General features: G+C 65.2%; 19 protein-coding genes. 6 read left to right on the forward strand and 13 right to left on the reverse strand.

The features are described from left to right. Window positions 1-599: 599 nt before the first annotated feature. The 4 genes from urtD to urtA form a co-directional block, all read right to left on the reverse strand. The gene (urtD, locus tag ACU4E7_RS01110; protein WP_447020322.1) at window positions 600-1445 is read right to left on the reverse strand and encodes an urea ABC transporter ATP-binding protein UrtD; all 846 of its coding nucleotides are present in this window, start codon (window positions 1443-1445) and stop codon (window positions 600-602) included. Continuing rightward, complete coding sequence (urtC, locus tag ACU4E7_RS01115) at window positions 1442-2560, reverse strand: urea ABC transporter permease subunit UrtC (protein WP_447020323.1); 1119 nt, start codon at window positions 2558-2560, stop codon at window positions 1442-1444. Before urtC ends, urtD begins: the two co-directional genes overlap by 4 nt. Before the next feature lie 196 nt (window positions 2561-2756). Then, window positions 2757-4454, reverse strand: coding sequence for an urea ABC transporter permease subunit UrtB (gene urtB / locus ACU4E7_RS01120; protein ID WP_238120910.1), 1698 nt, complete (start codon window positions 4452-4454; stop codon window positions 2757-2759). 446 nt (window positions 4455-4900) lie between these two features. Further along, window positions 4901-6190, reverse strand: coding sequence for an urea ABC transporter substrate-binding protein (gene urtA, locus ACU4E7_RS01125; protein ID WP_447021696.1), 1290 nt, complete (start codon window positions 6188-6190; stop codon window positions 4901-4903). A 356-nt stretch (window positions 6191-6546) separates the two neighbouring features. Here urtA and ACU4E7_RS01130 point away from each other — a divergent pair, with 356 nt between their 5' ends. From ACU4E7_RS01130 to ACU4E7_RS01155, 6 genes are all read left to right on the forward strand, one after another. Continuing rightward, window positions 6547-7158, forward strand: a complete 612-nt coding sequence (locus ACU4E7_RS01130) for a carbonic anhydrase (protein WP_447020324.1) — start codon at window positions 6547-6549, stop codon at window positions 7156-7158. Between the two features lie 352 nt (window positions 7159-7510). After that, window positions 7511-8890, forward strand: coding sequence for a magnesium transporter (mgtE, locus tag ACU4E7_RS01135; protein WP_447020325.1), 1380 nt, complete (start codon window positions 7511-7513; stop codon window positions 8888-8890). A gap of 29 nt (window positions 8891-8919) precedes the next feature. Next, window positions 8920-9408, forward strand: a complete 489-nt coding sequence (locus tag ACU4E7_RS01140) for a Pvc16 family protein (protein ID WP_447020326.1) — start codon at window positions 8920-8922, stop codon at window positions 9406-9408. A gap of 156 nt (window positions 9409-9564) precedes the next feature. After that, the gene (locus ACU4E7_RS01145) at window positions 9565-9708 is read left to right on the forward strand and encodes a hypothetical protein (RefSeq protein ID WP_238120766.1); all 144 of its coding nucleotides are present in this window, start codon (window positions 9565-9567) and stop codon (window positions 9706-9708) included. Window positions 9709-10574: 866 nt separating this feature from the next. Continuing rightward, window positions 10575-10787: a hypothetical protein gene (locus ACU4E7_RS01150; RefSeq protein ID WP_447020327.1), complete on the forward strand. Its 213-nt coding sequence runs from the start codon at window positions 10575-10577 to the stop codon at window positions 10785-10787. 51 nt (window positions 10788-10838) lie between these two features. Continuing rightward, window positions 10839-11066 (forward strand): helix-turn-helix domain-containing protein, encoded by a 228-nt coding sequence (locus ACU4E7_RS01155; RefSeq protein ID WP_447020328.1) that lies wholly within the window; start codon window positions 10839-10841, stop codon window positions 11064-11066. A 549-nt stretch (window positions 11067-11615) separates the two neighbouring features. Here the strand turns inward: ACU4E7_RS01155 and ACU4E7_RS01160 are convergent. The 9 genes from ACU4E7_RS01160 to ACU4E7_RS01200 all read right to left on the reverse strand — a co-directional run bounded on the left by ACU4E7_RS01160 (window position 11616) and on the right by ACU4E7_RS01200 (window position 23651). Then, window positions 11616-11840 (reverse strand): hypothetical protein, encoded by a 225-nt coding sequence (locus ACU4E7_RS01160; RefSeq protein ID WP_447020329.1) that lies wholly within the window; start codon window positions 11838-11840, stop codon window positions 11616-11618. Beyond that, window positions 11837-12067 carry a hypothetical protein gene (locus ACU4E7_RS01165; protein WP_447020330.1) on the reverse strand — a complete coding sequence of 77 codons (231 nt, stop codon included), beginning with the start codon at window positions 12065-12067 and terminating at the stop codon, window positions 11837-11839. The genes ACU4E7_RS01160 and ACU4E7_RS01165 overlap by 4 nt, the downstream gene beginning before the upstream one ends. Before the next feature lie 114 nt (window positions 12068-12181). Continuing rightward, window positions 12182-12577, reverse strand: a complete 396-nt coding sequence (locus tag ACU4E7_RS01170) for a hypothetical protein (protein ID WP_447020331.1) — start codon at window positions 12575-12577, stop codon at window positions 12182-12184. After that, window positions 12574-13395, reverse strand: coding sequence for a lysozyme (locus ACU4E7_RS01175; protein WP_447020332.1), 822 nt, complete (start codon window positions 13393-13395; stop codon window positions 12574-12576). The genes ACU4E7_RS01170 and ACU4E7_RS01175 overlap by 4 nt, the downstream gene beginning before the upstream one ends. A gap of 129 nt (window positions 13396-13524) precedes the next feature. Beyond that, complete coding sequence (locus ACU4E7_RS01180; protein ID WP_447020333.1) at window positions 13525-14034, reverse strand: DUF4376 domain-containing protein; 510 nt, start codon at window positions 14032-14034, stop codon at window positions 13525-13527. An 11-nt stretch (window positions 14035-14045) separates the two neighbouring features. Then, window positions 14046-15338: a glycine-rich domain-containing protein gene (locus ACU4E7_RS01185; protein WP_447020334.1), complete on the reverse strand. Its 1293-nt coding sequence runs from the start codon at window positions 15336-15338 to the stop codon at window positions 14046-14048. 65 nt (window positions 15339-15403) lie between these two features. Further along, window positions 15404-15688: a hypothetical protein gene (locus ACU4E7_RS01190; RefSeq protein WP_447020335.1), complete on the reverse strand. Its 285-nt coding sequence runs from the start codon at window positions 15686-15688 to the stop codon at window positions 15404-15406. Next, window positions 15685-22530: a non-contractile tail sheath protein gene (locus ACU4E7_RS01195; RefSeq protein WP_447020336.1), complete on the reverse strand. Its 6846-nt coding sequence runs from the start codon at window positions 22528-22530 to the stop codon at window positions 15685-15687. Before ACU4E7_RS01195 ends, ACU4E7_RS01190 begins: the two co-directional genes overlap by 4 nt. Then, complete coding sequence (locus tag ACU4E7_RS01200; protein ID WP_447020337.1) at window positions 22530-23651, reverse strand: baseplate J/gp47 family protein; 1122 nt, start codon at window positions 23649-23651, stop codon at window positions 22530-22532. The genes ACU4E7_RS01195 and ACU4E7_RS01200 overlap by 1 nt, the downstream gene beginning before the upstream one ends. Window positions 23652-23725: the final 74 nt, after the last annotated feature.

A 23725-nucleotide genomic window follows, 5' to 3' on the forward strand; every position in this document is an offset into this window, starting at 1 on the left:
GCCGTCTCGCCCCTCCAGCCGCCGCGAGCGGGAGGGTGCGAGCCGGCGGCCCCTGCCACTGCAAATCGCCCCCGCGATCGCAGGCGGACCAGGCGGCCATCGCCACAGCCACCGCAAGCCCTCTCCCGCCTGCGGGGGAGGGTTGGGAGGGGGAAAGCAGCGCTTTCGGCCCGCCGCACCGGTCGGCCGGGAGCGCTGGCGCCCGAGCGCCAAGCTGCGCCTGAACCCACAGCGTCCAGCCCCCTCCCCGGCCCTCCCCCGCAAGCGGGAGAGGGAGGAACGGGGCAGATGGCCCCTGCCACTGCAAATCGCCCCCGCGATCGCAGGCGGACCAGGCGGCCATCGCCACAGCCACCGCAAGCCCTCTCCCGCCTGCGGGGGAGGGTTGGGAGGGGGAAAGCGGCGCTTTCGGACCGCCGCACCGGTCGGCCGGGAGCGCTGGCGCCCGAGTACCAAGCTGCGCCTGAACCCACAGCCTCCAGCCCCCTCCCCGGCCCTCCCCCGCAGGCGGGAGAGGGAGCGGCCGGGCGCAAGCGGAAACCGGCGGGATCGAGCGGGCCAAGCTGGCGACAGCAAACAGAGAGCGGCGCGACCATGGCTCACCGTCCCAGATAGACTTCGATAACGCGGGGATCGGCGCTCACCTGGTCGAGGGGGCCCTCGGCCAGGACGGAGCCTTCGTGCAGCACCGTCACCTTCACGTCGAGGTCGCGCACAAACTGCATGTCGTGCTCCACCACCACCACCGAGCGGGTCTTGGCGATCTCCTTCAGCAGCACCGCCGTATCCGCCGTTTCCTGGTCGGTCATGCCGGCGGCGGGCTCGTCCACCAGCAGCAGGCGCGGCTCCTGCGCCAGCAGCATGCCGATTTCCAGCCACTGCTTCTGCCCATGGGAGAGATCGCCGGCGCGGCGGAAGCGATGATCCTTCAGACGCACCCGCTCCAGAAGCTCGTCCACCCGCGCGCTCTCATGGGCGGTGCGATGCCAGCGGATGTTGGCGAGGGCGCGCCGGTCGGCCTTCACCGCCAACAGGATATTGTCTTCCACCGTGTGCATGTCGAACACGGTGGGGGTCTGGAACTTGCGGCCGATGCCGAGCTGGGCGATGGCCGCTTCGTCGAGGGTCGTCAGATCGTTGATGCCGGCGAACAAAGCGGTGCCCGTATTGGGCCGGGTCTTGCCGGTGATGACATCCATCATGGTGGTCTTGCCGGCGCCGTTGGGGCCGATGATGGCCCGCATCTCCCTGTCGCCGATCACCAGCGACAGAGCGTTGAGCGCGCGGAAACCGTCGAACGAGACGGTGATGGCATCGAGATAGAGCAGCGCCGAGGTGAGCGCCTGCGGATCGCGCACGGGATGATCGACGGCGAACACGGCATCGTCCACCTCCAGGGAGATGGCGCCGGGAGATTTCACCGCATCGGAGGCGATCTCACTCATGGCGTGCTCTCCACCGGCACGGGTGGCCGGCGCCGCAGCCGGCCGGAGATCTGGGCACCGAGGCCCAGAACCCCCTTGGGCAGGAACAAGGTGACCACCACGAACAGGGCGCCGAGGGCGAACAGCCAGGCATCGGGCAAAACGCCGGTGAACCAGGTCTTGCCCGCATTGACGATGAGCGCGCCGAGCGCCGCCCCCACCAGCGTGCCGCGCCCGCCCACCGCCACCCAGATCACCATTTCGATGGACTGGGCGGGGGCGAATTCCGACGGGTTGATAATGCCCACCTGCGGCACATAGAGCGCCCCGGCCACGCCGGCCAGCATGGCCGAGAGGGTCCAGGCGAGCAGCTTGTAATTCTCCACCCGGTAGCCGAGGAACCGCGTGCGGCTTTCCGCATCGCGCACCGCCACCAGCACCTTGCCGTATTTGGAGGTGACGAGCGCCCGGCAGGTCAGATAGCCCAGCGCCAAAGCCAGCGCCGAGGCCACGAACAGCACCAGCCGCGTCTGCGGCGCCTGGATGGAAAAGCCCAGGATGTCCTTGAAATCGGTGAGGCCGTTGTTGCCGCCGAAGCCCATGTCGTTGCGGAAAAAGGCCAGCATCAGCGCGAACGTCATGGCCTGGGTGATGATGGAGAGATAGACCCCCGTCACCCGCGAGCGGAAGGCGAACCAGCCGAACACGAAGGCGAGCAGCCCCGGCACCAGCAGCACCATGAGCGCGGCGAAGGGAAACCAGTCGAACCCCAGCCAGAACCAGGGCAGTTCCTTATAGTTCAGGAACACCATGAAATCCGGCAGAACGGGATTGCCATAGACCCCGCGCGGGCCGATCTGGCGCATCAGATACATGCCCATGGCATAGCCGCCGAGGGCGAAGAAGGCGCCGTGCCCCAGGGAGAGCACGCCGCAATAGCCCCACACCAGATCCACCGCCACCGCCAGCAAGGCGTAGCTGAGATATTTGCCCAGGAGCGGGATCATGTAATCCGGCACGTGCAGCGGATTTGTGGGCGACAGCAGCAGGTTGGAGGCCGGCACCAGCACCGCTGCCGCCAGCACGATGACGAGGAAGATGCCGCCGGTGCGGTCGATGATGCGGGTGCGGTTCACCGGCGGCCTCCCCCTGTGGCAGCGATGAACCCGCGCACGCCGCACAGCTCAAACCGCCCCGTCGCCCTCCGGCTTGACCGGAGGGCCCAGGCTTCGGCCCGACGCAGAGAGCCGAGGGCGCGCTGGGTGCTCCGGTCAAGCTGGAGCACGACGGCGGGTGGGGGGAGCGCGCTGTTCACTGCGGACACGCCGTCTCTCATGATTCCACCGCCCGGCCCTTGAGCGCGAACAGGCCGCGCGGGCGCTTCTGGATGAACAGGATGATGAAGACGAGCAGCGCGATCTTGCCCAGCACCGCCCCGGCGAACGGCTCCAGAAGCTTGTTGGCGACACCAAGGGTGAAGGCCCCCACCAAGGTGCCCCAGAGGTTCCCCACCCCGCCGAACACCACCACCATGAAGCTGTCGATGATGTAGCCCTGGCCGAGGTTGGGGCTCACATTGTCGATCTGCGAGAGCGCCACCCCGGCGATGCCGGCAATGCCCGAGCCGAGGCCGAAGGTGAGGGCATCGATGCGGCCGGTGCGGATGCCCATGGCCGCCGCCATGCGCCGGTTCTGCGTCACCGCCCGCACATAAAGGCCGAGCGAGGTGCGCTTCAGCACCAGCAGCAGGGCGACGAAGACCAGCAGCGAAAAGACGATGATCCACAGCCGGTTATAGGTGATGGACATCTGTCCCACCTGGAATGCGCCGGACATCCAGGAGGGGGCGCCCACCTCCTGGTTGGTGGGGCCGAAGATGGAGCGCACCGCCTGCTGCAGCATCAGGGAGACGCCCCAGGTGGCGAGCAGGGTTTCCAGCGGCCGGCCATAGAGGAAGCGGATCACCGTGCGCTCCAGCACCACGCCCACGAGGCCGGTAAACAGGAAGGCCGCCGGCAAGGCGATGGCCAGCGACCAGTCGAACAGATGGGGCGCGCTGGAGCGGATGACATCCTGCACCACGAAGGTGGTGTAGGCGCCCAGCATCACCATCTCCCCATGGGCCATGTTGATGACCCCCATCACCCCGAAGGTGATGGCGAGGCCGATGGCGGCGAGCAGCAGCACCGAGCCCAGCGAGAGGCCGTACCAGACGTTCTGCGCCACCGCCCAGAACTTCAGATCGCGCTCGATGGACACGATGCCGACCTGCGCGGCGCTCTTCACCGCCGCCGGCGCATCGGCCGGCACGGTGCGCAACAGGCCGAGCGCCTCCTGGTCGCCCCGGTCCACCAGAAGCTTCACCGCCGAGAGGCGCTCCGCCTCCGGCGCTGCGGGAGAATTGAGGAGGATGGCGGCGCGGGCCTCGGCGAGGGCGGCCTTCACCTGCGGCACGCCCTCCCGCGCCAAAGCGGCATCAAGGGTCGGCAGCACCGCCGGATCGCGCGACTTGAACACCGCGGCCGCCGCCTCGCGCCGGCGGTCGGCATCGGCATCGAGCAGCGACAGGGCCCCCATGGCCGCCTCGATGGCGCGCCGCACCCGGTTGTTGGCCCGCACCGGGCTGAGATCGACCGGCGGGCTCGCCACCGGGGCGCCGGTGGCGGCATCGCGGATCGCGCCGGCGGGGGTACGGATGAACACCGCCTTGCTGGCCCCGTCATAGAGCAGCCGCCCGTCCGCCAGCGCGTCCACCACCGCCGCCGCCTGCGGGCTGGGGCTGGTGGCGAGTTCCGCCAAAGCAGCGGCGGTGTCGGCATAGCGATCGGTGGAGAATTTCCCGAGGATGGCGGCAAAACCCGTGTCGGCGGTCACCGCAGGGGGCGCCCCGGACGTCACCGGCACCGCAGGGGTCACCGGCGCCTCGGGCGTGCCCTGGGCTCGGGCCGCTCCGGGGGCGGCCAGCAGCAGCGCCAGCAACAGCAACGGGCCCAGCCCCGATGCCAGGGCGGCAAGCCGCCCGCCGCGCATCGGCGAAAGGAAACGTCCGAAAAGGAGACTTCGCTCGGCAGAAACTGGCACCACGCGCTCGCTCCAGATCAGGCGCTCCGGACGGGGCGCGATGGGGGCATCCGGTGAGATCGAAACGCCGGGCGCCGGCGTCGCACCCGGCCGCCGCGACCCGCGCGCCACCGCTGGACTGCGGCGGGGAGCCGGCTGCGGCCGGGTGGCCGTTGTGCGCCCTCTCCCCGGGCAGGGGGGAGAGGGCTGGGTGAGAGACCACCGCCGCAGCCGAGAGCTTTGCCGCGGAAGCCGGTCCTTCGCCGTGCCCCGACACCCCCCACCGGGAGGGCCCCGGAACTCACCCCGGCGAACCCTGGGACGGCGCCACAAGGGCGCCCCCCGGTTCTGCTCCGCCCGTCCTGCGGCCACCGCACCCGGGTTCACGCCGGCTGCGGCGGCGCTTTGACAGCGCCTTATTTGGCGGCGCCCAGGCAGACGTTCTTCACGGTGTCGTAGTTGCCGCAATTATACTTCACCCAGTCGGCCACCAGGTTTTTGGAGCCATCCAGGTAACGCGACCAGGCTTCGCCGGGGATCAGGTCCTTGGTCTTCCACACCACGTCGAACTGGCCGTCGCCCTCGATCTCGCCGATGAAGACGGGCTTGGTGATGTGGTGGTTGGGCAGCATCTCGGAAATGCCACCGGTGAGGTTGGCCTGCTTGATGCCCGGCAGTGCCGCGATCACCTTGTCGGGATCGGTGGTGCCGGCCTTCTCCACCGCCTTCACCCACATGTTGAAGCCGATGTAATGGGCCTCCATGGGATCGTTGGTGACGCGCTTGGGATCCTTGGTGAAGGCGTGCCACTTCTCGATGAAGGCCTTGTTCTCCGGCGTGTCGATGGACATGAAGTAGTTCCACGCCGCGAGGTGGCCGAGCAGCGGCTTGGTGTCGATGCCCGCCAGCTCTTCCTCACCCACCGAGAACGCCACCACCGGAATGTCGGTGGCCTTGACGCCCTGGTTGGCCAGCTCCTTGTAGAACGGCACGTTGGCATCGCCATTGATGGTGGAGACCACCGCCGTCTTCTTGCCCTGGGAGCCGAACTTCTTGATGTCGGACACGATGGTCTGCCAATCGGCATGGCCGAACGGCGTGTAGTTGATCATGATGTCCTCGTCCTTCACCCCACGGGACTTGAGGTAGGCTTCGAGGATCTTGTTGGTGGTGCGGGGATAGACATAGTCGGTGCCGGCCAGAACCCAGCGCTGCACCCCTTCCTCGTTGGCGAGGTAGTCCACCGCCGGAATGGCCTGCTGGTTGGGTGCGGCGCCGGTATAGAACACGTTGCGCTCGCTCTCCTCCCCCTCGTACTGCACGGGGTAGAAGAGAATGTTGTTCAATTCCTTGAACACCGGCAGCACCGATTTGCGCGAGACCGAAGTCCAGCAGCCGAACACCGCCGCCACCTTGTCCTTGGTGATGAGCTCGCGGGCCTTCTCGGCGAACAGCGGCCAGTTGGAGGCGGGGTCCACCACCACCGCCTCGAGCTTCTTGCCCAGCACGCCGCCTTTCTTGTTCTGCTCCTCGATGAGCATCAGCATCACGTCTTTCAACGTGGTCTCGCTGATGGCCATGGTGCCCGACAGCGAATGCAGAATGCCCACCTTGATGGTGTCCTCGGCGCGTGCGGCACCGATGCTGCCCGCCACGGCAGCCACCGCCGCCAGCGCGCCCAGCCCCCGGGCTGCCCTCTTGAACATACCGAGCATGCGCGGTCTCCCTCGTCCGTTTCTGGCCTGACCCGCCCCTCCTGGCAGCAAGGGGTGTGCCAAAGAGCGTCGACGCAACGGCCTTCGGAGCAAGACGGTAAAGCTGAACCGGCATGGGCCCGGGACAGGCGCTGCAGGCCAGAAATCTGCCGGAAAACTGCCTGTAAGTAAGGCATATGCCCAATTCTTGACGAAATGCGCGTGCCCGCAGGGCCCCCGGCGGCGATGGATCTGTCTCGCGGTCGGGGACGGCGGGCCCGCTGGGGCGCCACGCGCCGCATGCCCCCTCTTGACGCGCGCCACCGGGCAGACTTCCGTGCGCCGGAACGATGAGAAGGAGCAAGGCCGTGGACGATCTGATTGCGGGGTACCAGCGCTTTCGGGAAGTGGCCTGGCCGGGTCGCAAACAACTGTTCGAGCAGCTCGCGGCCAAGGGTCAGAAGCCGGAAACCCTCGTCATCGCCTGCTCCGACAGCCGCGTCGACCCGCAGATGATCTTCGATGCCGGCCCGGGCGAGATGTTCATCGTGCGCAACGTGGCGAATCTCGTTCCGCCCTACCAGCCGGACGCCAATTATCACGGCACCTCGGCGGCCATCGAATTCGCGGTACGGGTGCTGAAAGTGAAGCATGTGGTGGTGATGGGCCACGCCCAGTGCGGCGGCGTGCATGCCCTCTTGGAGGGCGCCCCGCCCCAGGCCGGCGACTTCATCGCCGAATGGATGACCATCGCCGAGCCCGCGCGGCGGGAAACCGAGGCCTCCGGCCTGCCGGAACCGGAGCGGCATCGCTTCTGCGAGCAGTGCTGCGTCAAGCTCTCGCTCGGCAACCTTTCCAGCTTCCCCTGGGTGCGCGAGCGGGTGGCTGCCGGTGATCTCGCCCTGCACGGCGCCTATTTCGGCGTCGCCACCGGCAAGCTCGAGCTTTTACAGGATGACGGCGGCTTCAAAGCCGTCTAAGCCCACACCATCCCGCGACGGCGCCGCGCGCCGTCGCGGGATTGCGGCACACGCTGACTTTTTCGAGGCGCCCCCGTTTCGAGGCGCCCCCGTTTCGAGCCGCCCATTTCGAGCCGCTCCATGCGCATCCGTCTGGGCGCGGCGCAGCAGGTCGCGCACGGTGGTGATTTAATACTGTCACAAGCCCCAGGCTAGACAACTCCCGCCCGGCTCCCCGACCTCAGGGAACCGGGTCTCTTGCGCCGGCTGGGCCCGCCCACCGGAGCGCCGCCCATGGATCCTCCGCGCGGGGGTCCGTTGTCGAGATCTCGTGCGGATCGCGGGGGGCATCCCTGCGACAGGAGGCGTGAGGATGAACATGGACAAGGTCCGCACCGACACGGTCACCACCGCGGCCTCCGCCGCGCTCGCCAGCCGGCTCGGCCAGGAGCACGTGGCCGACATCGTCGAGCTCCTCAATTCCAAGCCCCCCGAGGAGGCCACCGAGCTGGTGGCGGCCATGCCCCTCACCTGGGCGGTGGAGGTGCTGGACCAGCCGCAGTTCCACGATGCCTGTGAGGTGATCGAGGCGCTGCCGCAGGAGAAGGCCGTGGCGCTTCTGGAAGGCATGTCGGCCGACCGGGCGGTGGATATGCTGCGCTGGGTGAGCGACGACGCCCGCACCCGCCTGCGCGAGGGCCTCACCCCCGAAACGCGCACCGCCATCGACCACCTGCTGACCTATCCCGAGGGCACCGCCGGTTCGTTGATGACCACCGAGTTCGTCAGCGTGCCCGGCGACTGGACGGTGCAGCAGACCCTGGACCACATCCGCGCGGTGGAAGGCAGCCGCGAAACCATCTACGCCATCTATGTGCTCGACCCCCTCACCCGCCGGCTGTTGGACATCGTCACCCTGCGGCGGCTGATCTCGGGGGCGCCGGATGCCAGCATCCGCAGCGTCGCCCAGCCCTACGCCCCCATCTCCGTCAGCGCCACCCTGCCGCGGGAGGAGGTGGCCCGCACCATCTCCAAATACGACCTTCTGGCCGCCCCGGTGGTGGACAGCACCGGCCACGTCATCGGCATCGTCACCGTCGACGACGTCATCGACGCCATGATCTCGGAGCAGACCGAGGACGTGCAGCGCATGGGCGGCATGGAAGCCATCGACGAGCCCTATCTCGACATCTCCTTTGCGCAGATGATCAAGAAGCGCGCCGGCTGGCTGTGCGTGCTGTTCCTGGCGGAAATGCTCACCGCCTCGGCCATGCAGGTGTTTTCCGACGAATTGGAGAAGGCCATCGTGCTCGCCCTCTTCATCCCGCTGGTGATGAGCTCGGGCGGCAATTCCGGCTCGCAGGCCACCTCCCTCATCATCCGCGCCCTGGCGCTGCAGGAGGTGAAGCTGAAAGACTGGTGGCGCGTGGCCCTGCGCGAGTTGCCCACCGGCATCGTGCTCGGCGCCATCCTCGGTGTCATCGGCATCATCCGCATCACCATCTGGCAGGAAACCGGCATCTTCGACTATGGCGAACACTGGACGCTGCTGGCGGTCACCATCGGCGCGGCGCTGGTGGGCATCGTCACCTTCGGCTCCATCACCGGCTCGCTGCTTCCCTTCATCGTCAAGCGCGTGGGGTTCGATCCGGCCTCCGCCTCGGCGCCGTTCGTCGCCACCCTGGTGGACGTGACCGGCATCGTCATCTACTTCTCGGTGGCCTGGGTGTTCCTGCACGGCACCATTTTGTAAGGCGGCGCCCGAAGCGGATGGAGGGCGAGATGGCGCAATCCGATCTGCCCGCCCTCGCGGTGGAAGCCCTGCGCAGGGCCCTGGCCGAGGCGGTGGCGGACATCGACCCGGCGGCGATGGTCGCCGTCAGCTCTCCCTGGCGCGCGCCCGAGAACGGGCTGTTCCTTCATCTTTACGATCTGGAGCCGTGGCGCGATCCCGCGCCGAAGCCACAGGCGCCCCTCCGCCCTGCCCCCTCCTGGCGGCTGCGGCTGCTGGCGGGGGCCTTCGGTCCCAGCGATCTCGCCATTCACCGGCTGATCGGCGCGACGACGGCGCAGCTGCTGGCCCAGCCCGTCATCGCCCCGGAGCAGCTGCAGGCGGCGGCCGTCGCCCTCGGCCTCGCCCCCGACGCGGCCGCCCGACGCGCCCACGTGCGCCTGCAGCCCCTCGACATCGCCGCCATGACCGCGTTGTGGCAGCGCTTCGCGCCCATGCGCTACAGCCTCTCCCTCGGGGTCGAGATCAGCATTCCCTGAGCCTGTCAGCCGGAATATTTTACCTTCTCAGAATACGATTGATGGTTGCCGCAACTTGCTGCAACCTGAAGGTAGCGCCCAGCGTATTGGGGCGGGATCGGTCGTTATCCCCCGGAGGCCTGCGAGACGGCCCCAGTTTCTGAGGAATGCTTCGTTATGATGACCGCCATCACTGCCATTCTCATCGTCGTGGCTCTGGTGTGGATGATGCGCGTGGAAGCGCGCCTGCGTGAGCTGTTCGACCGGCTGGAGCGCCAGCGTCCCGCCGAGCGCAGCCAGGAGCCGGTGAAGTTCTTCTGAACCACCGCGGCGACCAAGGCGGCCCGCCGCGGCCTGCCGATGCAACTCGGCGCCGCCGGCGCACCGACCGACACCACCACCCCAGTGCCCTGTCCCGCACCGCCTTCTGGCAACAGCGCGCCATCACGGGAGCCGGCGAATCGCACCATCCCGCATCCCCAAGCGTTCAGGTCTGGCGCAAGGGGCGGAGGCAAGGGGCGGGCGCAGTCGGGCGAGTGAGTCGGCCGGGGGCGTAGGGCCAGCCGCCGGCTGCTCGGCCTGGCTCCACACCCCGCTGCCAGCACGCCGATTCGCGCACGATTCGGCGCGTCTGCCGGCGATTCGCACTCACGGGCCTGAATGCCCGCGGGTGCGAGCGGGACCCGTGTCCGCGCGGATCTCCTGCCGGAACATTGCCGCGCAAAAGGCAGCCTTTGCTCGGCCTTGCGAAAGATGAAGAGAGAAATCGGGAAAGGCGAGGCTAGAAACCTCGATGCTGCCCGCGTGGGGAAGGCAGACTTTCCGCAGCCCCCATCGGGAGAAGACTGCGATAACTGGTCGGAGTGGCAGGATTTGAACCTGCGACCCCCACGTCCCGAACGTGGTGCGCTACTGCATATGGCTTGAAAAACAACGAAATTTTATCGATCTACGCCGACTAAATCGCATTTTGTTCACGGTGTTTCTGTCGGCAATCTGTCGGCGTTCACCTGTCGACGGAAGGGGGCGGAGACGATCACATTGGGCAGGGGTAGTGTCTCAGCTCGAAACACGCTCCAGGGCGCACTTGCATTTGTAAGTTTTTCTGTTGACGCCGGCGAGCGCATCACTTATAAAAATAAGTGTCGGGGGCGGGACGGCCCGCCCCTCCAGAGGGGAGACCTCAGATGACCACCTACATCGCGACCATCCGTCACCACTCGATTTCCCGGGCCCGGGAAATCACCATGACCTGCTCGCTGTCCGCCGCCAAGCGCCGCGCGACGATGGAATTCAGCGGCGAACAACTCGACTATGAAGTTGTCATCTTTGATGTTTCTCGTGACGAAATCGTGTCACGTCGCCGCATCCGTGACCGCAAGTGGCGGGACGCCATTTGACACTCCCCCGCCGCTCCCCTGCGGAGCGGCGGCCTAACCAAAGGGGCAACCATGCCTGCGGACAACCTCATTCGCGCCGCGCTCGACGTCACTGGCTGGTCACAGGCAGACCTTGCGCGAAGGCTCGGCGTCCATAAACAGACCGTGCAGGATTGGGTGCAAGGGCGGATGCAGCCAAGAGGCGGTGTCTATGTCGATCTGCACCGCGAGCTGATCCAGATGCAGGTTGAGATTGATGCTCTGCTGGACAAGCTCAACGCGCGCAGTGCGGAAAGCTGATGGCCCGTGCTGCAACCATCATCGGCCACACTGAGGATGTGTGGGGAGACCCATGGGCGGTGCGCGAGGCGCGGCCAACGGACCTCGGGTTTGACCTGCAACTGGGATGGCCGGCGCTGGCGCCGCGCGGGAAAAGCGGTGCTGGTGGCCCCCGGGTGATCATCACCCCAGCACTCGCCCGCCATATGGAGCAAATCCGGCAGGCCCCAGGCGTCCACCGCCTGCCCATCGGCAACACTGCAGTGAAACGGATTCGGCGCCTGCTTGGCCACCACCGGCACATGGACCGGGCAAAATGGTGGGAGGAGCGGGCCGACGATCTCGCCGACCTGACGATCGCCGATTTTGCCGCCCGCCACAACGTCTCGGCCGGGGCGATTGTGCACGCCCGCCACGCCCTGTTCGGCGCCACCCTCCGCCCCGCTTACTGGTGGCAAGCCGAGGACGTCGCAGCCATCATCCGGAGCGACACCCCGACCTCCGTGGTGGCCGATGCCCTTGGGCTATCCGCCGGCGCGATCCGCCGCCTGCGGGCTGCGCTGCGGGCCGCTACTCCCCAAACGCCCCGATGGAGCACGGCAGATCCCCGCGCCGGGCCGCCTCCCCCTGCCTTCTGGGCTCGACTACGCTCCACAGGTACGCCCCATCGGCCAGCAGCCGGGCCACGTCCGCCGTGGTGAGCTCGATGCGCTCCACGGGCTGATCCGGCCGGGCGATGGAGAGGTAGGCATGGTCGCCGGCCTCCCAGTTGAGGTGGACGGTGGTGCGGGTCATCGCGGCACCCACGCGAAGAGCGTGCCGAGCTTGGCGAGGAAGCCGCCGGCAGCGCCGATCAGCATCGCCACGCCCACCAGCAGCCACCGCGCGCCGCGAGCCTGCTGCAAAAGGGTGTGGAGCTCCTCCAGCTGGGTCGCCATCTTCTCGACGGTCTGGGACACATGCTTCAGATCCGCCTCCAGGCGGATCACGCGGTCGCGGGTGTCTGTTTCCGCTGGCGTCATCACTTCCACCCGCACAGCTTGCCGCCGACAGCGTTGTGCGCCTTCGCCTGCCGGATCGTCTCGTTGGTGTCGGCCTGTGACCACCGGATTGGTTCGGCGGACCGGCAGAACACGTCAGTCCCGCCGGAAGCCGTCGTCGTTACGCAGCCGCCCAGGGTCAGCGTTGCGGCGGTCAGCGTCAGCGCGAGCAGCGCTCGCCCGCTGGACATTACGGTCGGCATCGGCTTTCTCCTTGGCAGCTTGGGTAGCGGCTCCGGTGCGTTCACCGGAGCGCCGGGCAAAGACGAGGGCGCCGGCGGCAAGGGCCGCGAGCGCAGGCTTGAGGCCGAACGTCCGCCAGACGGCGACGAAACCGGCGAGCGTGGCAGCAGCGATCAGGGCGAGCCGCCAGTCGCCGTCGCACCAGCCGATCACGAGCCCGAGGAGGCCGGCCATCCCCGGGAGGATCCAGGCGGAGGCAAGCGCCGCCGCCCAACCACCGGAGAGGAGCGCAAGGAAGGCGGTGATCATGCTGCCGCTCCGCCCAGCCAGGACGGCAGCTTGTCGGCCGCCTTCATGCGGGAATAGATCGCGTAAAGCGCACCGATGAGGATCAGCGCACCGATGGCAACCCCGATAGCGGACCCGGCCGAGAAGTGGCCGTCCGCCTCATCGAGCTTGCGGGCGAGATCGTCGGCGGATGCCGCCAGCATGATGGCGCCGCCGCCGGCGGCAGTAGCCGAGCCCTGCATCACGCCGGACTTGCGCAGGGGCTCGTCTTCCACCGGCGCCTCAGGGATCACGTTGCCGGCGGGCTCGGGCGCGTCATCATCGCCGGCAGCTTTGGCGTCCGCCTTCTTCCATAGGTCCACCTCGGCCTGCCGTCGCCGCACGAGGCCGCGCAGGGTCTGCCCCTTGCTCTTGGTGTAGAGCATCATGCCAGCGGGAGCCGCAGAGTAATCCCCGGCGTTCAGCTTCTTCACAAAGGAGGCCGAGAAAATCGCGCCCGTGTTGAAGTCGAACGACACCAGGGCCGCGAACTGGTTGTCGGAGATGGGGACCTTCACGGCGCGGGAAACCCGATCCTCGCAGTCGTCCAGATCGACGTTCAAGATGTCGAGCGCCTCAGCCTCGGAAACCCGGAGGCCCTTCTTGATCTTGAGCGGGTGCTTGGCGCTGTTGGTGTGTCCATAGCCGATGGTCAGCGTGCCCTTGGGGGTACCGCCTTCCCACTCGGCATAGCCATACTTGCCCTTGGTCGGGCGCAGATCGTCATAAACGAACGGTACGAAGCTCTCGAAGCTCTTGATGAGATCGATGCCAGCGGCGTTGGTGTCCCGGTGAGCCATGGTTGGTCCTTTCAGGCAACAAAAAAGCCGCCCTGGTGGGGCGGCCGGTTGAGGTCAGGCGGTGAATGGGCGGGCTATTCCCCTGAGGGCGTGCCCCGTCATCGTCGAAGTCGGATCGCCCGCCTCTGGTCACTCGTTGGCGGGCCAAGCAGCCGCGTCGATCTGTTCTGTGGTGGTGATGGTTCCCGCTGCGATCTCCGCTGCAACAGTCGTGTAAGTGGAAAAACACGACGCGACATGGGCTCGGACGGTTGTCGCTATGGTGATCACCATTTCCGCGCCAAGCTCATGGGAGGTTCCGTCCTTCGCGATCCATGTCGTGGTGAAGGAGGTGTCCGCCTTAGCGGATGCCTCGGCCTCATAGATCAGGCTGCGGTCTTCGCGACTGCTCTTCACGACAAAGCCGAAGACAGGGACGCCTCCAGTTTCTTTCACAAACCTCATGGCTCCAGCATATCGGTAAAGATATTCGATCGTCGGGGAAGCAACTTTTCGTGTGAATACGCCATCAATCACCTCATCCCCGACCATGGAATCATCGGGAGCTATAACCCCATTTCCGAAGAGTTTCTCCCAACCAGAGTCGGCGATAATAATTTCTTCGACGACGCCATTTTTAATCAGGGCTACTCGGCTCATGCTCCAGCTCCTTACCATTCAATGACAATAATGATGCCGCTACCGCCGCCCCCGCCCTTCGTGGTGGACATTCCAATTCCGCCGCTTCCGCCGCCTCCACCGCCGCCGAACCGGCCACCATACCCATCTTCGTTGTAGAGCCCGCCGCTTCCTGCACCGCCGAACAGTCCAGCGGCACCAGCGCCCGTGCCGCCACCATTCACGGCGGCGCGATTTCCTGCATTGCCTGTCTGCCGATATTGGCCAACAGTGCCAGCGGTTGATCCACCCAAGGATGTTTGCCCGGACCCCTCTGTGAAGTCGTAGGTGTTGAAACCTCCTTCACCGGGGGCCGCTGTGACAAGCGTCCCGAATGACGTCATCCCGCTTCCAGCGCTGCCCGCATGACCATCTACGGGGACGCCGCCAGCCGCGATGGTGCACGTGACTGACGTCACCCCATCAAGGCTGATAAGGCTCGCGGAAAAGCTCCCAGCACCGCCACCACTGGCGACATTCGTTAGAGCGTTTGTACCACCTCCAGCCCCGCCCGCTCCCTGCACGAGGACGACCGCGTAAGTGGACCCGGGTCTCTTTGTCCACGTGCCGCTTGAGGTAATACACGTCATACGCGGGCTTGATGTAGCCACGGCCTCCGCCGGCACATCAACCGCGCCGACGAGCACCCAATTGTAGCCGTCTGAACAGACCGTATAGACGCCCCCTGCGGGGATGATCATATCCGCAGATAGGGATGCCCCCGGCCCCTGGAAGACCCCCGCATCCTGGGTCCTGATTTTCTGCGCGGAGACACTATTCGCCCAGAATGTGTAGTTCACGCCTCCGTTCCCGATGGGGGTCGGAAGGCGTGTCACGACTTGAGAGGCGGCAGTGATCTCGACGAACTTTCCAGAGTCAGCGGTCGTCAGGATCGTGCTCGCGGTCAGCGTTGTTGATGTGGTCTGGAGACCCGCCGGAGCCTTCAGGAGACCCGTCATTGTCCCGCCTGACTTCAGCAGGTACCCTGACAGATCCACCGTGTCCGGAAGGTTGTCCTCGATGATCTTCTTGAGGGCGAGTTCGTAGTTGGCGAGCAACGTGGTCTGGTCGCCATCGTCAAGAGCGTCGTATCCAGCAGCCGCGATAAAAGCGCCGATCATCGCGGCAATTGAACTGGTCTGTCTGAGTGGCTTATTCACCTGCTGGCTTAGAGCGACACCCGCCGCGAACCCGGTGAGGCGCGCCGCGAGAGAATTGTATGCGCTGGTAGAGATTGCATTCGCCCCGGTCGCCGTGCCGAAGGGCAGGTAGTCATTGGTTGCCATTGTTCACTCCGGCAAAGAAAAAGGCCGCCCTGCGGCGGCCCGGTCGGGTCAGAAAGGACATTTCGTTACGATGCGAACACGCAGCTCGGCGTCGCCGGCTCGATCGCGTAGGCGCTGAAATCCGGTGCGGTCACGCCGTCCGGCCAGAGCAGGTTGACCAGATCGCCAGAGGCGCCCGCGGAAACGCCCATGTCGGCCAGGAACGACAGGTGATACCGCGCCCCCTCATAGAGCCCGCTGGAATAGAGCTGCTTCCCGTCCTGGTCCTGCTCCGTGTCGAAGCCCAGCAACGAGCCAAGCGTGAAGATCGCCTCCGCCCGATCAGCAAAGCGCAGATAGATGGTGGTCATGTGTCCTCTCCGTAAACATGCGCCTGAGCCTGGATTGCAGCGGAGCTGCCCTTGACAGGCCAGACCACAATCTCGGCGATCCGATGCACGGCGCCCGCCGCATATCCGGTCAATCCGCCCAGATAGACAGCATCAATGGCGGCTCCAGATGCTCTTGTCCCGGATTGGACCGCACCGCCGTTGAGGGCCGTGACCGTGCCGCTCGCCCCCCAACCGGCCGCAATGCCGAACTCGCCGGGGTAGGATGCGACAAGACTGAGCGCATCGATGCCGGCGTCTGGCCGCGCCGGGGTGATGACCTGCATGGTCGCTGTTGAAGACATCCGAATGAATGCTTTTGTTACCCCGCCTCGCGCCCATGAGACGACATCCTGCAATAAGCTGTAGGTTCCGAGCGATCCACGCCAGACCAGACTGTTAGGCCCGACACCAGATCCGCCAAGTACGCTCGCCGCCGCGCTCGACCACGCGCGCACATCCGTGGTGCGGGTCCTCGCCGACGTGGTGGTCTCGATATAGCTCGAAGCAATTGCCCCCACCTCGATCTGCGCCATCGTCACGCTGCCGCTAAAGGACAAGGTCAGCGTCGCGGCCGTCGATGTAAACGTGTAGGTCGTGCGCACGTAAGCGCTGGTGCCGGCCACCGTCGCCGAATGAGCACCAGACAGGGTAACCGTGCCGCTCCCCCAAAAACTCAGCGTGTAGAGGATGGCCGTGGTCGACAGCAAGAAGTCGACAGTCGGCGCGGCGCTTGGGAAGAGCAGATTGACCGCCGGCCCCTCGCTCAGGTCCCGGCGCGCGCCGGTGGACCAGTCATAGGCCACCGCGTTGGCGGCCACGGCCAGCGGCCCGCCATCCGGCCCCACCACAATTTTGGCTTCACCCACGCGGGGGAAGAGCGCCGCATGGGTGGTCTCGCTCGAAGAGACGATGCTGCGGCCCGACACGGCGTCCGACCACAAGACCGGGGCTGTGCTGTCCAGCAATGCCGGCGTCCACATGTCGTGGACCAGCGTCGCGGCGGTGGCCGGGTAGTCGTTCCACACCTCCGCCACATCGTAGTCCACATAGCGCGCATGGGCCGAATAGGCGCTGGTCTGAGCCGCGGCGGTGAACGTGAGCGAGCCTGTTGTGCTGGTTGCCGTGACGTCCGTCGTGCTGAGAATGGAGCTGTCCGTGACCTTCCTGTTGGTGACGCGATAAGTCCGGCCGACAACCGCCGTCCATGTGAGGGCGATGTCATAGCTATCCTGCGTGGGCCAGGATGCAGCGAGGCCGGTCGGGGCAGAAGGACCGCCTGAAAGGGCCGACATGTTGACGCTATAGGCGGTGACAGGTCCCGGTTCCGTCCCCGAATAGGTCCGCTTGACCGAGATGCTCGCCCACCCTCCAGGGGCGCCATTCGCCGCGATCTGAGCAGCGCCTGTGAAGGTCCAAGACGCCGTAGGGCCGGAGGCCGTGACGGAATTGGTGCTCAGCACCGTATTGTCCGTCACGAGGTAGTTGATCACCTCATACGTGGCGCCGGCTTCCGCATTCCAGCTGAAGACCACGTCCCACCCTGTTCCACGAGCGGATGAGAGACCAGTCGGCGCAGTGGGGTAGCCGGAGAGCGCTGTCGGGTCGATGGTCAGGCTGGCTGAAAGACCGTGCACGCCACCAGACAAGACCTTGTAGACCACGACATAGGCGGAAACGCCATAATACTCATAGGCGTCCTCTTGTTCGGACGCTGTGAAAGTCCACGTCCCAACACCGCCCGAAACGACCACATCATTGACGCTGATGACCCCGTTGGTTTCGACATTGACGTTCACCACCTGATAGGTGTCGCCGTTCGTGCCTGGCCATGTCACGATCTCATCGTATCCATTGAGGCTCGGGGTCAGAACGGGAGCTGCGGTCTGCGTCCAGGTCGGGGGGCTGCCGATCCGATCAAGAGGGGTCGAGATGGCCTCGGCTAGTTGGGCCGCCGTCGCGTGATAGGTCGTCTCGTTGAAGTGCAGCCACTGGTATTGCGTCCCGCCGGCCGGCGTCGGGCCGCTATCCGGGGTGTAGCCCTCATAGGTCTCCGCACCTGGGCACCATGTCCCAACATAGGTGTAGGTCTGAGCCGAGGCGATTTCGAGCTGCTTGGCCCGCACCTCGGCATAGATGTCGCCAATCACCTCGGTCGGGTTCGTGTCTTCCTCATCCAGGCTCCAGAATGCCCGCATGATGGGCTGGAAATAGATGGGGAGGTTGGCGTTTCCTGAGGCGGTCCGGATCGCCGCGAAAATCGCCTCGGTCGCGGATTTGTAGCGCGCCGGGGTGGACGTTCTCCCCGTCCCGGTCGGGTCGCCCTGGTTGGCATTGTAGATCGCCGAGGCGTCGTTCTGCCCCTGGTCCCACACGAAATCATCGAGGGGGACGCCAAGCGCATCAATGATCGCAATCGCCTCGGTGAGGCGCGGGCCGGCGGTGGCGCCGTCCACGTCCCACCAGTAATTGACCCCGTCCACCGGGTCGTCATCGGCCAGCTTGTCGGCCGCCGCCGAGCCCCACGCCATCTGCACGGGGATCACCTGCACGTCCCTCAGGCCAAGGGCGCTCGCGATGTCCCGGCGCATCGCTCCGGCGGAGACAAGATCTCTCCGCCCACCAGCACCAGACAGGGTGGTGAAATGACCAAGAGCAAGAGACTGGCCGCCGATGCCGATCGCCTTCTCGACAATCGCCGCGTTGTCCAGGGTGGGGGCTCCACCACCGGAGATCATGTGATCGGTCGTGTCGGCATAGACGCGCCACGTCACATAAGAGGGAGGGAAGCCCCAATCCGGGCAACTGTCCTCGACCGGATAATCGACCGACACGCGGCCTGCAACAGGAGTGGGTCCCGTCAGGGTGTAGGTTCGCTTGACCGTGCTCCCGCTCATGATCTCCACCACATAGGTGTGAGCGGTTGGGTCCTCTTGCGTCGGGGCGAAGGAGATGACCACGTCCCCCCAGCTGTTTGAAAGCAGCTGGAGGTCAGCCGGGGCTTCCGGGTCGGAGGAGGCAGAAGACCTGTAGATCGTCGTGGGGCTTTGGACGCCTCCGGATGTCTGGTAGACGTCCAGTCTGACGGAAACGCCAGCGAACCCATAGAGGGCAGTCTGGTCCTCCGCCGAGAAGACGAAGCTCGCGCTATCCGTCGTTGCCGTGATCGTCGTGGTGCTGATCGTTTCGCCGGTCAGGACATTGATGTTTTCGACGACGTAGACATTCCCCGAAACGGCATCCCAAGTGACCGTGATGTTGGAGCTTTCGTCCAGGGCATAGGTGAACCCTGATGGCGCGTCGAGCAGCGTCCAGGCCGGCCGGTCTCCGATCCTGTCGAGGGGAGTGGCGATCGCCTCTCCAAGTTCCAGGGCCGCGGCGTGATAGACCGTGCTGGTGTAGTGGATCCAGCCGACATTATCCGTCTCTTGGACGTAGCCGGAGAGCAACTCAACGCCCGGCGTCCAAGTGCCGATCCGCACATTCGCGTCAGCGGCGGCAATCGCGACCTGCGCGTCACGAACGGCTTTGAAATAGGTCCCATTTACCTCATAGGTGTCTGGCTCATCGCCCCACCACCCACGGCCAATCGTCTGGAGCCAGATCGGCAGGGAGGGGTTGCCAGCGGCGGCGCGAAGGCCCGCGAAGATCGCCTCGGTCGCGGCCTTGTAACGGGCCTGGGACGATGTGCGCGGGGATGCGTCCGAAGACATCGCCGAAGCATCATTCTCACCCTGGGCCCACACGATCGCCGCGAGATCAACGCCAAGCGCGGAGATGATGGAGGCGGCCTCAGTCAGGCGCGGGCCAGCGGCATCCCCATCCAGGTTCCACCAATAATTCACGCCAGATGACGGGTCGTCATCGGCCAGCTTGTCCGCGGCACTGGAGCCCCAAGCTATTTCGACGGGGATCACCTCGACGGCACGAAGCCCAAGCCGCGATGCCACATCCCGCCGGAGCGCCCCAGCTGAAACGAGATCCTTGCGCGCGCCCGTCCCGCTCAAGGTCGTGAAATGAGCAAGCGCATTTGACTGTCCTGCGAAAGCGACCGCCTTCGTGACCAAGCCCACGTTATTGACGGTGATGCTGTCATTCAGGACCGTTTTCGCGGTCGATCCATCCACCCTCACCTGCCACTTGAGGTAGGTCGGCGGGAAGCCCCAATCCGGGCAACTGTCCTCGACAGGATAATCCACCACCACCCGGCCGCTCACCAGTTCCGGGCTCTCCACCGTGTAGGTGCGCTTGATCGTAGATCCGTCGAGGATTTCGATGGTGTAGCTGTGACCAGCCGTGTCCTGGCCGGGGGCGAAGGACAGGACCACGTCGCCCCAGCTGTTCGCGACCATCTCCAGATCGGTCGGGAATACCCACGTGATAGCGTCCGGCCCGGCATCGGCGCTATCACCCAGATCCCCTATGAGCTGGCCTGTCCGGGGGATCCACCCATCGCGCCAGACCTGAGGACGGGCCCACACGCATACCTCAGCGATGCCCCAGTCCAGCGCCTCATTGATCACCATGGTGATGCGCGGCCAGATTGTTGAGGCGGTGCTCGCCAGAAGGTTGAACCCCCCAAAATACTGGATCTTTCCGAGCGGATACCCCAGGGTGTCCGTCCCCGCAGTCAAAGTGCGGGCGTGGTTCTCCCAATCCGCATCGATGATCCAGTCATAGTCCTCCAGCTGGAGGACATCGAAGGCGGGATAAGACCATGACGAAACAGGGAGATTGAGCCGCGTGACAATCTCGCTGGTGGGAGACAGGATCTGCGGCGTGAACAACAGGATATAGGTCGTGGCGTCGGGATAGACCGCCTTGACTTCATCCCGCAGCCACAGAGTGGAATCCCCCAGCTTCCCCGACAGCCAGTCGAGATAGGGGCCGTGGGCACCGACATCTTCCGTGATGGATGTCAGGAGCGGCGTGGGGACCGCGAGCCCCGTCTCCGAGGTGTAGAGCGCCATCGTCGTAGCGTCATAGATGCAGGGGCCGCCATCGGTGTAAGAGCCGTCCCACCACCACGGCTCGCCGATCTGATAGCGGACCGAGCCCCCAGCGGCCTCCAGGGCGCTGCACATCCACAGGGCCACGGACTTGAGATAGTCCATAGCCTCAGTAACGGTGGGCGCGACAAGAGTGGACGGGGGTTCCCATCCCGTCCGCGCTCCGGCACCGGTGGAATCACGCTGCTGCCACGCCTCCGGGCACATCGCCGCGAAGATTTCGTAGCTCTGCGAGATAACCGGATCGTACCCGGCATCGACAAGCCTCTCGAACAGGTCCTGATACCACATGCGGACGGGCGTCGAGACAGGCTGGGCGGGGTCAACGAGGAAGGACCCGGCAGTTTCGTCCCAGGTCAGTTCATGGAGATGCGACGCCCCGATGTAAATGACGTACTGGCCGGAATATCCGGTCTGGGAAAGGCCGGTGACGATCCTTTCCGGGGTCAGGGGGTAGGCGTCATCACCACCATCACACATGCGCACCTGGTGCGATCCGATGATGAGGAGGCGTTGGATCATGCTCGTGTTTTCACCGGATACCTTCAGGTTGGTCACGGTGAAGACGACATCGATCTTCTCATCCAGGGGGTCTGAGCTGTCCTTGTCGAAGTCGCTCGGGGCAAAGCCGATGCTGAACTCGGAGATGCGGTGCCAGGGGATGACGACGCGCTGCGAGGCATCGTTCGGGTCGAACCCGCCAAGGACGGGAGCACCAGAGAAATCGAGCTTGATGTGTCCCGCGTTGATGGTCCCTGACGTGAGGTAGTTCGCGAGGCGGATGTAATAGACCGTGTCCGTGTCATCGGTCACGGTCATGGTGAGGCCGGCGGCTTCGGATTCGCTCCCGCTTGTCGCCCCGTCAATCCCCGTCAGAACGAAGTCGAAATCGAGGATGCACCCGGTGTAATTGGGAGAGGTGTAATACCCGAGCCCCCTGTGGCTCCATTTATCCTCGCTCTGCCACTTCAGGCCGACAAGATCGCTCTTCGCCCTCAGCGTGGCATAGAGCGTCATCCCCGCTGAGCTGGTGGAAATGAGCGACGCTGAAGCCGTCAAGGGGAGGTCGATAGTCCAATAGGCCGGGGCGAACCTCTGAAGGGTCGTTTCATATTCGTCGTCATCCGAGCACAGGACGCTGTCGGCATCGACCACCCATGAGCCTGTGTCGAAGCCGGCCACATATTCGCTGTCCGTGTCGAAGCCAAAGGCCGGGGTTCCTTCAATGGAGGGGACCACCGTGTGCATTGTCACGCCAGCCGGCTTGAACTCCACATATCGGCCAGCGAAAATGGAGAACATCACCATGATGGGCCGCTTGCCGGCGATGCAAACCACCATGCTCATGTCCTGGTTATCCAGGATGAAGGGGAAGCTCTCCGTGGTCCCGTAGAAATCCAGAATCGCGGCCCGCGCGGTCCCGATCGTCCCGTCCCAGGTGTTGACCTTGATCTTCAGCCGAATGAGGGCGCGATAGGTATCGTCATCCAGCTCATAGAGGCCCTTATCCGGGTCATAGGGCCCCTTCCAGATGCCCTGGTCAAACCCTAGCCCCTCGGTGTCGAAGGAAAACCAGACGCTGATCAGACACGTCGAGATGGTCCTGGAAACCCCGACCCAAGCGCCGACTGCGTCAAGTTGAACACCGACAGCGTCATCCAGATCGAACGCAGACGGAAGCTCTTTGAGGAAGGCCTGGGCGTTCGCAACCGGGTCAACCGTCGCCTCGATGGTCGAAACGAACTTCGGCTTCCCCCGGTGCTCCGACGTGATGAGGTCGGTATAATCCGAGGTCGTGAAGGGGGCGTCGGCCATCAGCTCACCGTGATCGTGATGTCAGGGGTGGTGCAGGTCGGCGCTTCAGCGAAGGCCATGGTGAGGTTCGACGTTCCCAATGCTCCCCCATCTCGGGAGATGGTCAGGGCCTCGACTTCAAAGGTTGAACCATCTGAATCGTTGGAGAGGTTGGCCGGCACATAGAGGCGGGTGATGTAGACCTCTGCCCCGAAGTCGAGGCCGGTCAGATAGGAGACGATCGCTTTCTTGATCTTGGTCTCAATGGCCGTCGAATATCCAGTGAGGGCCTTGATGGTCACGGCCACGGAAACGGTCACATAGGTCGGCCGCATGAAGCGGACCTTATGCGGCACGCCATAATCGTCGGTGACGGTTTCCTCTGTGGCCCCATAGGTGCCGCAGCCGGGCCCCTTCTTGGCATAAATGGTTTCCGCGATGGTCTGGGCGTCTCCACCTTCGACCACCAGGGCGATGGAATGCCCGGGGATGCCATTCTCGTCTTCGCCGTCCCCATCATTCTCGATCCCGCCACAACGGGAAACGCCATCGATGTCGGCCACGGCCCCGACGAGCCCCCGGAACACGGTCTGAGACGGGATCTCAGTGGAGGCCGCCTGCCTCCGGCGCAGCGCGGCATCGGTCTCCACCGGGTCGCCGCGGTCCGCCGCCGAAGGGTTGGTGACGGTCTGCCAACCTCTTGTCGGCGTGCCGATGTTCGTGATGGTTCCAGACAGGGCCGAAAGGTCCCCCTCTTCGGAGGCTGTGGCCGTTACGGTGATCTGCCCTGCTGACGGGATGGTCACGCTTTCGGGCAGCATCCACTTGGTGCCGGCATCATCCGTGGCATAGCCGCTGGTGATGGTGGTCCCGGCCGTTCCACCAAGCAGCAGGTCCACCGTCGAATAGGAGGCGGATTGGCGGGTGATGCCATTGATCTTCACCATCCGGCTCAGGCCTTCCCCCTGGGCTGAACCCGGCGGGAAAGCATTATAGGCCGACACGCACATGGCGTTCGCGTCGTGGAAAGCCGTCGCCAGGATGCCCAGCCACTGCCCGTCTTGAGAGTCGTTCTCGATATAGATGTCAGACCCGTAGATGGACTTGTATTGAGCGGCCAGCCACGCCTGGATTTCCGTCAATGTCGGGGCCGTAATGCCCGTCGAATCGATGGTGCATGTGATAGCCATCGTCGCTCCAAACGGAAACGGACCGG

The organism is Xanthobacter sp. ZOL 2024 (assembly GCF_052932325.1).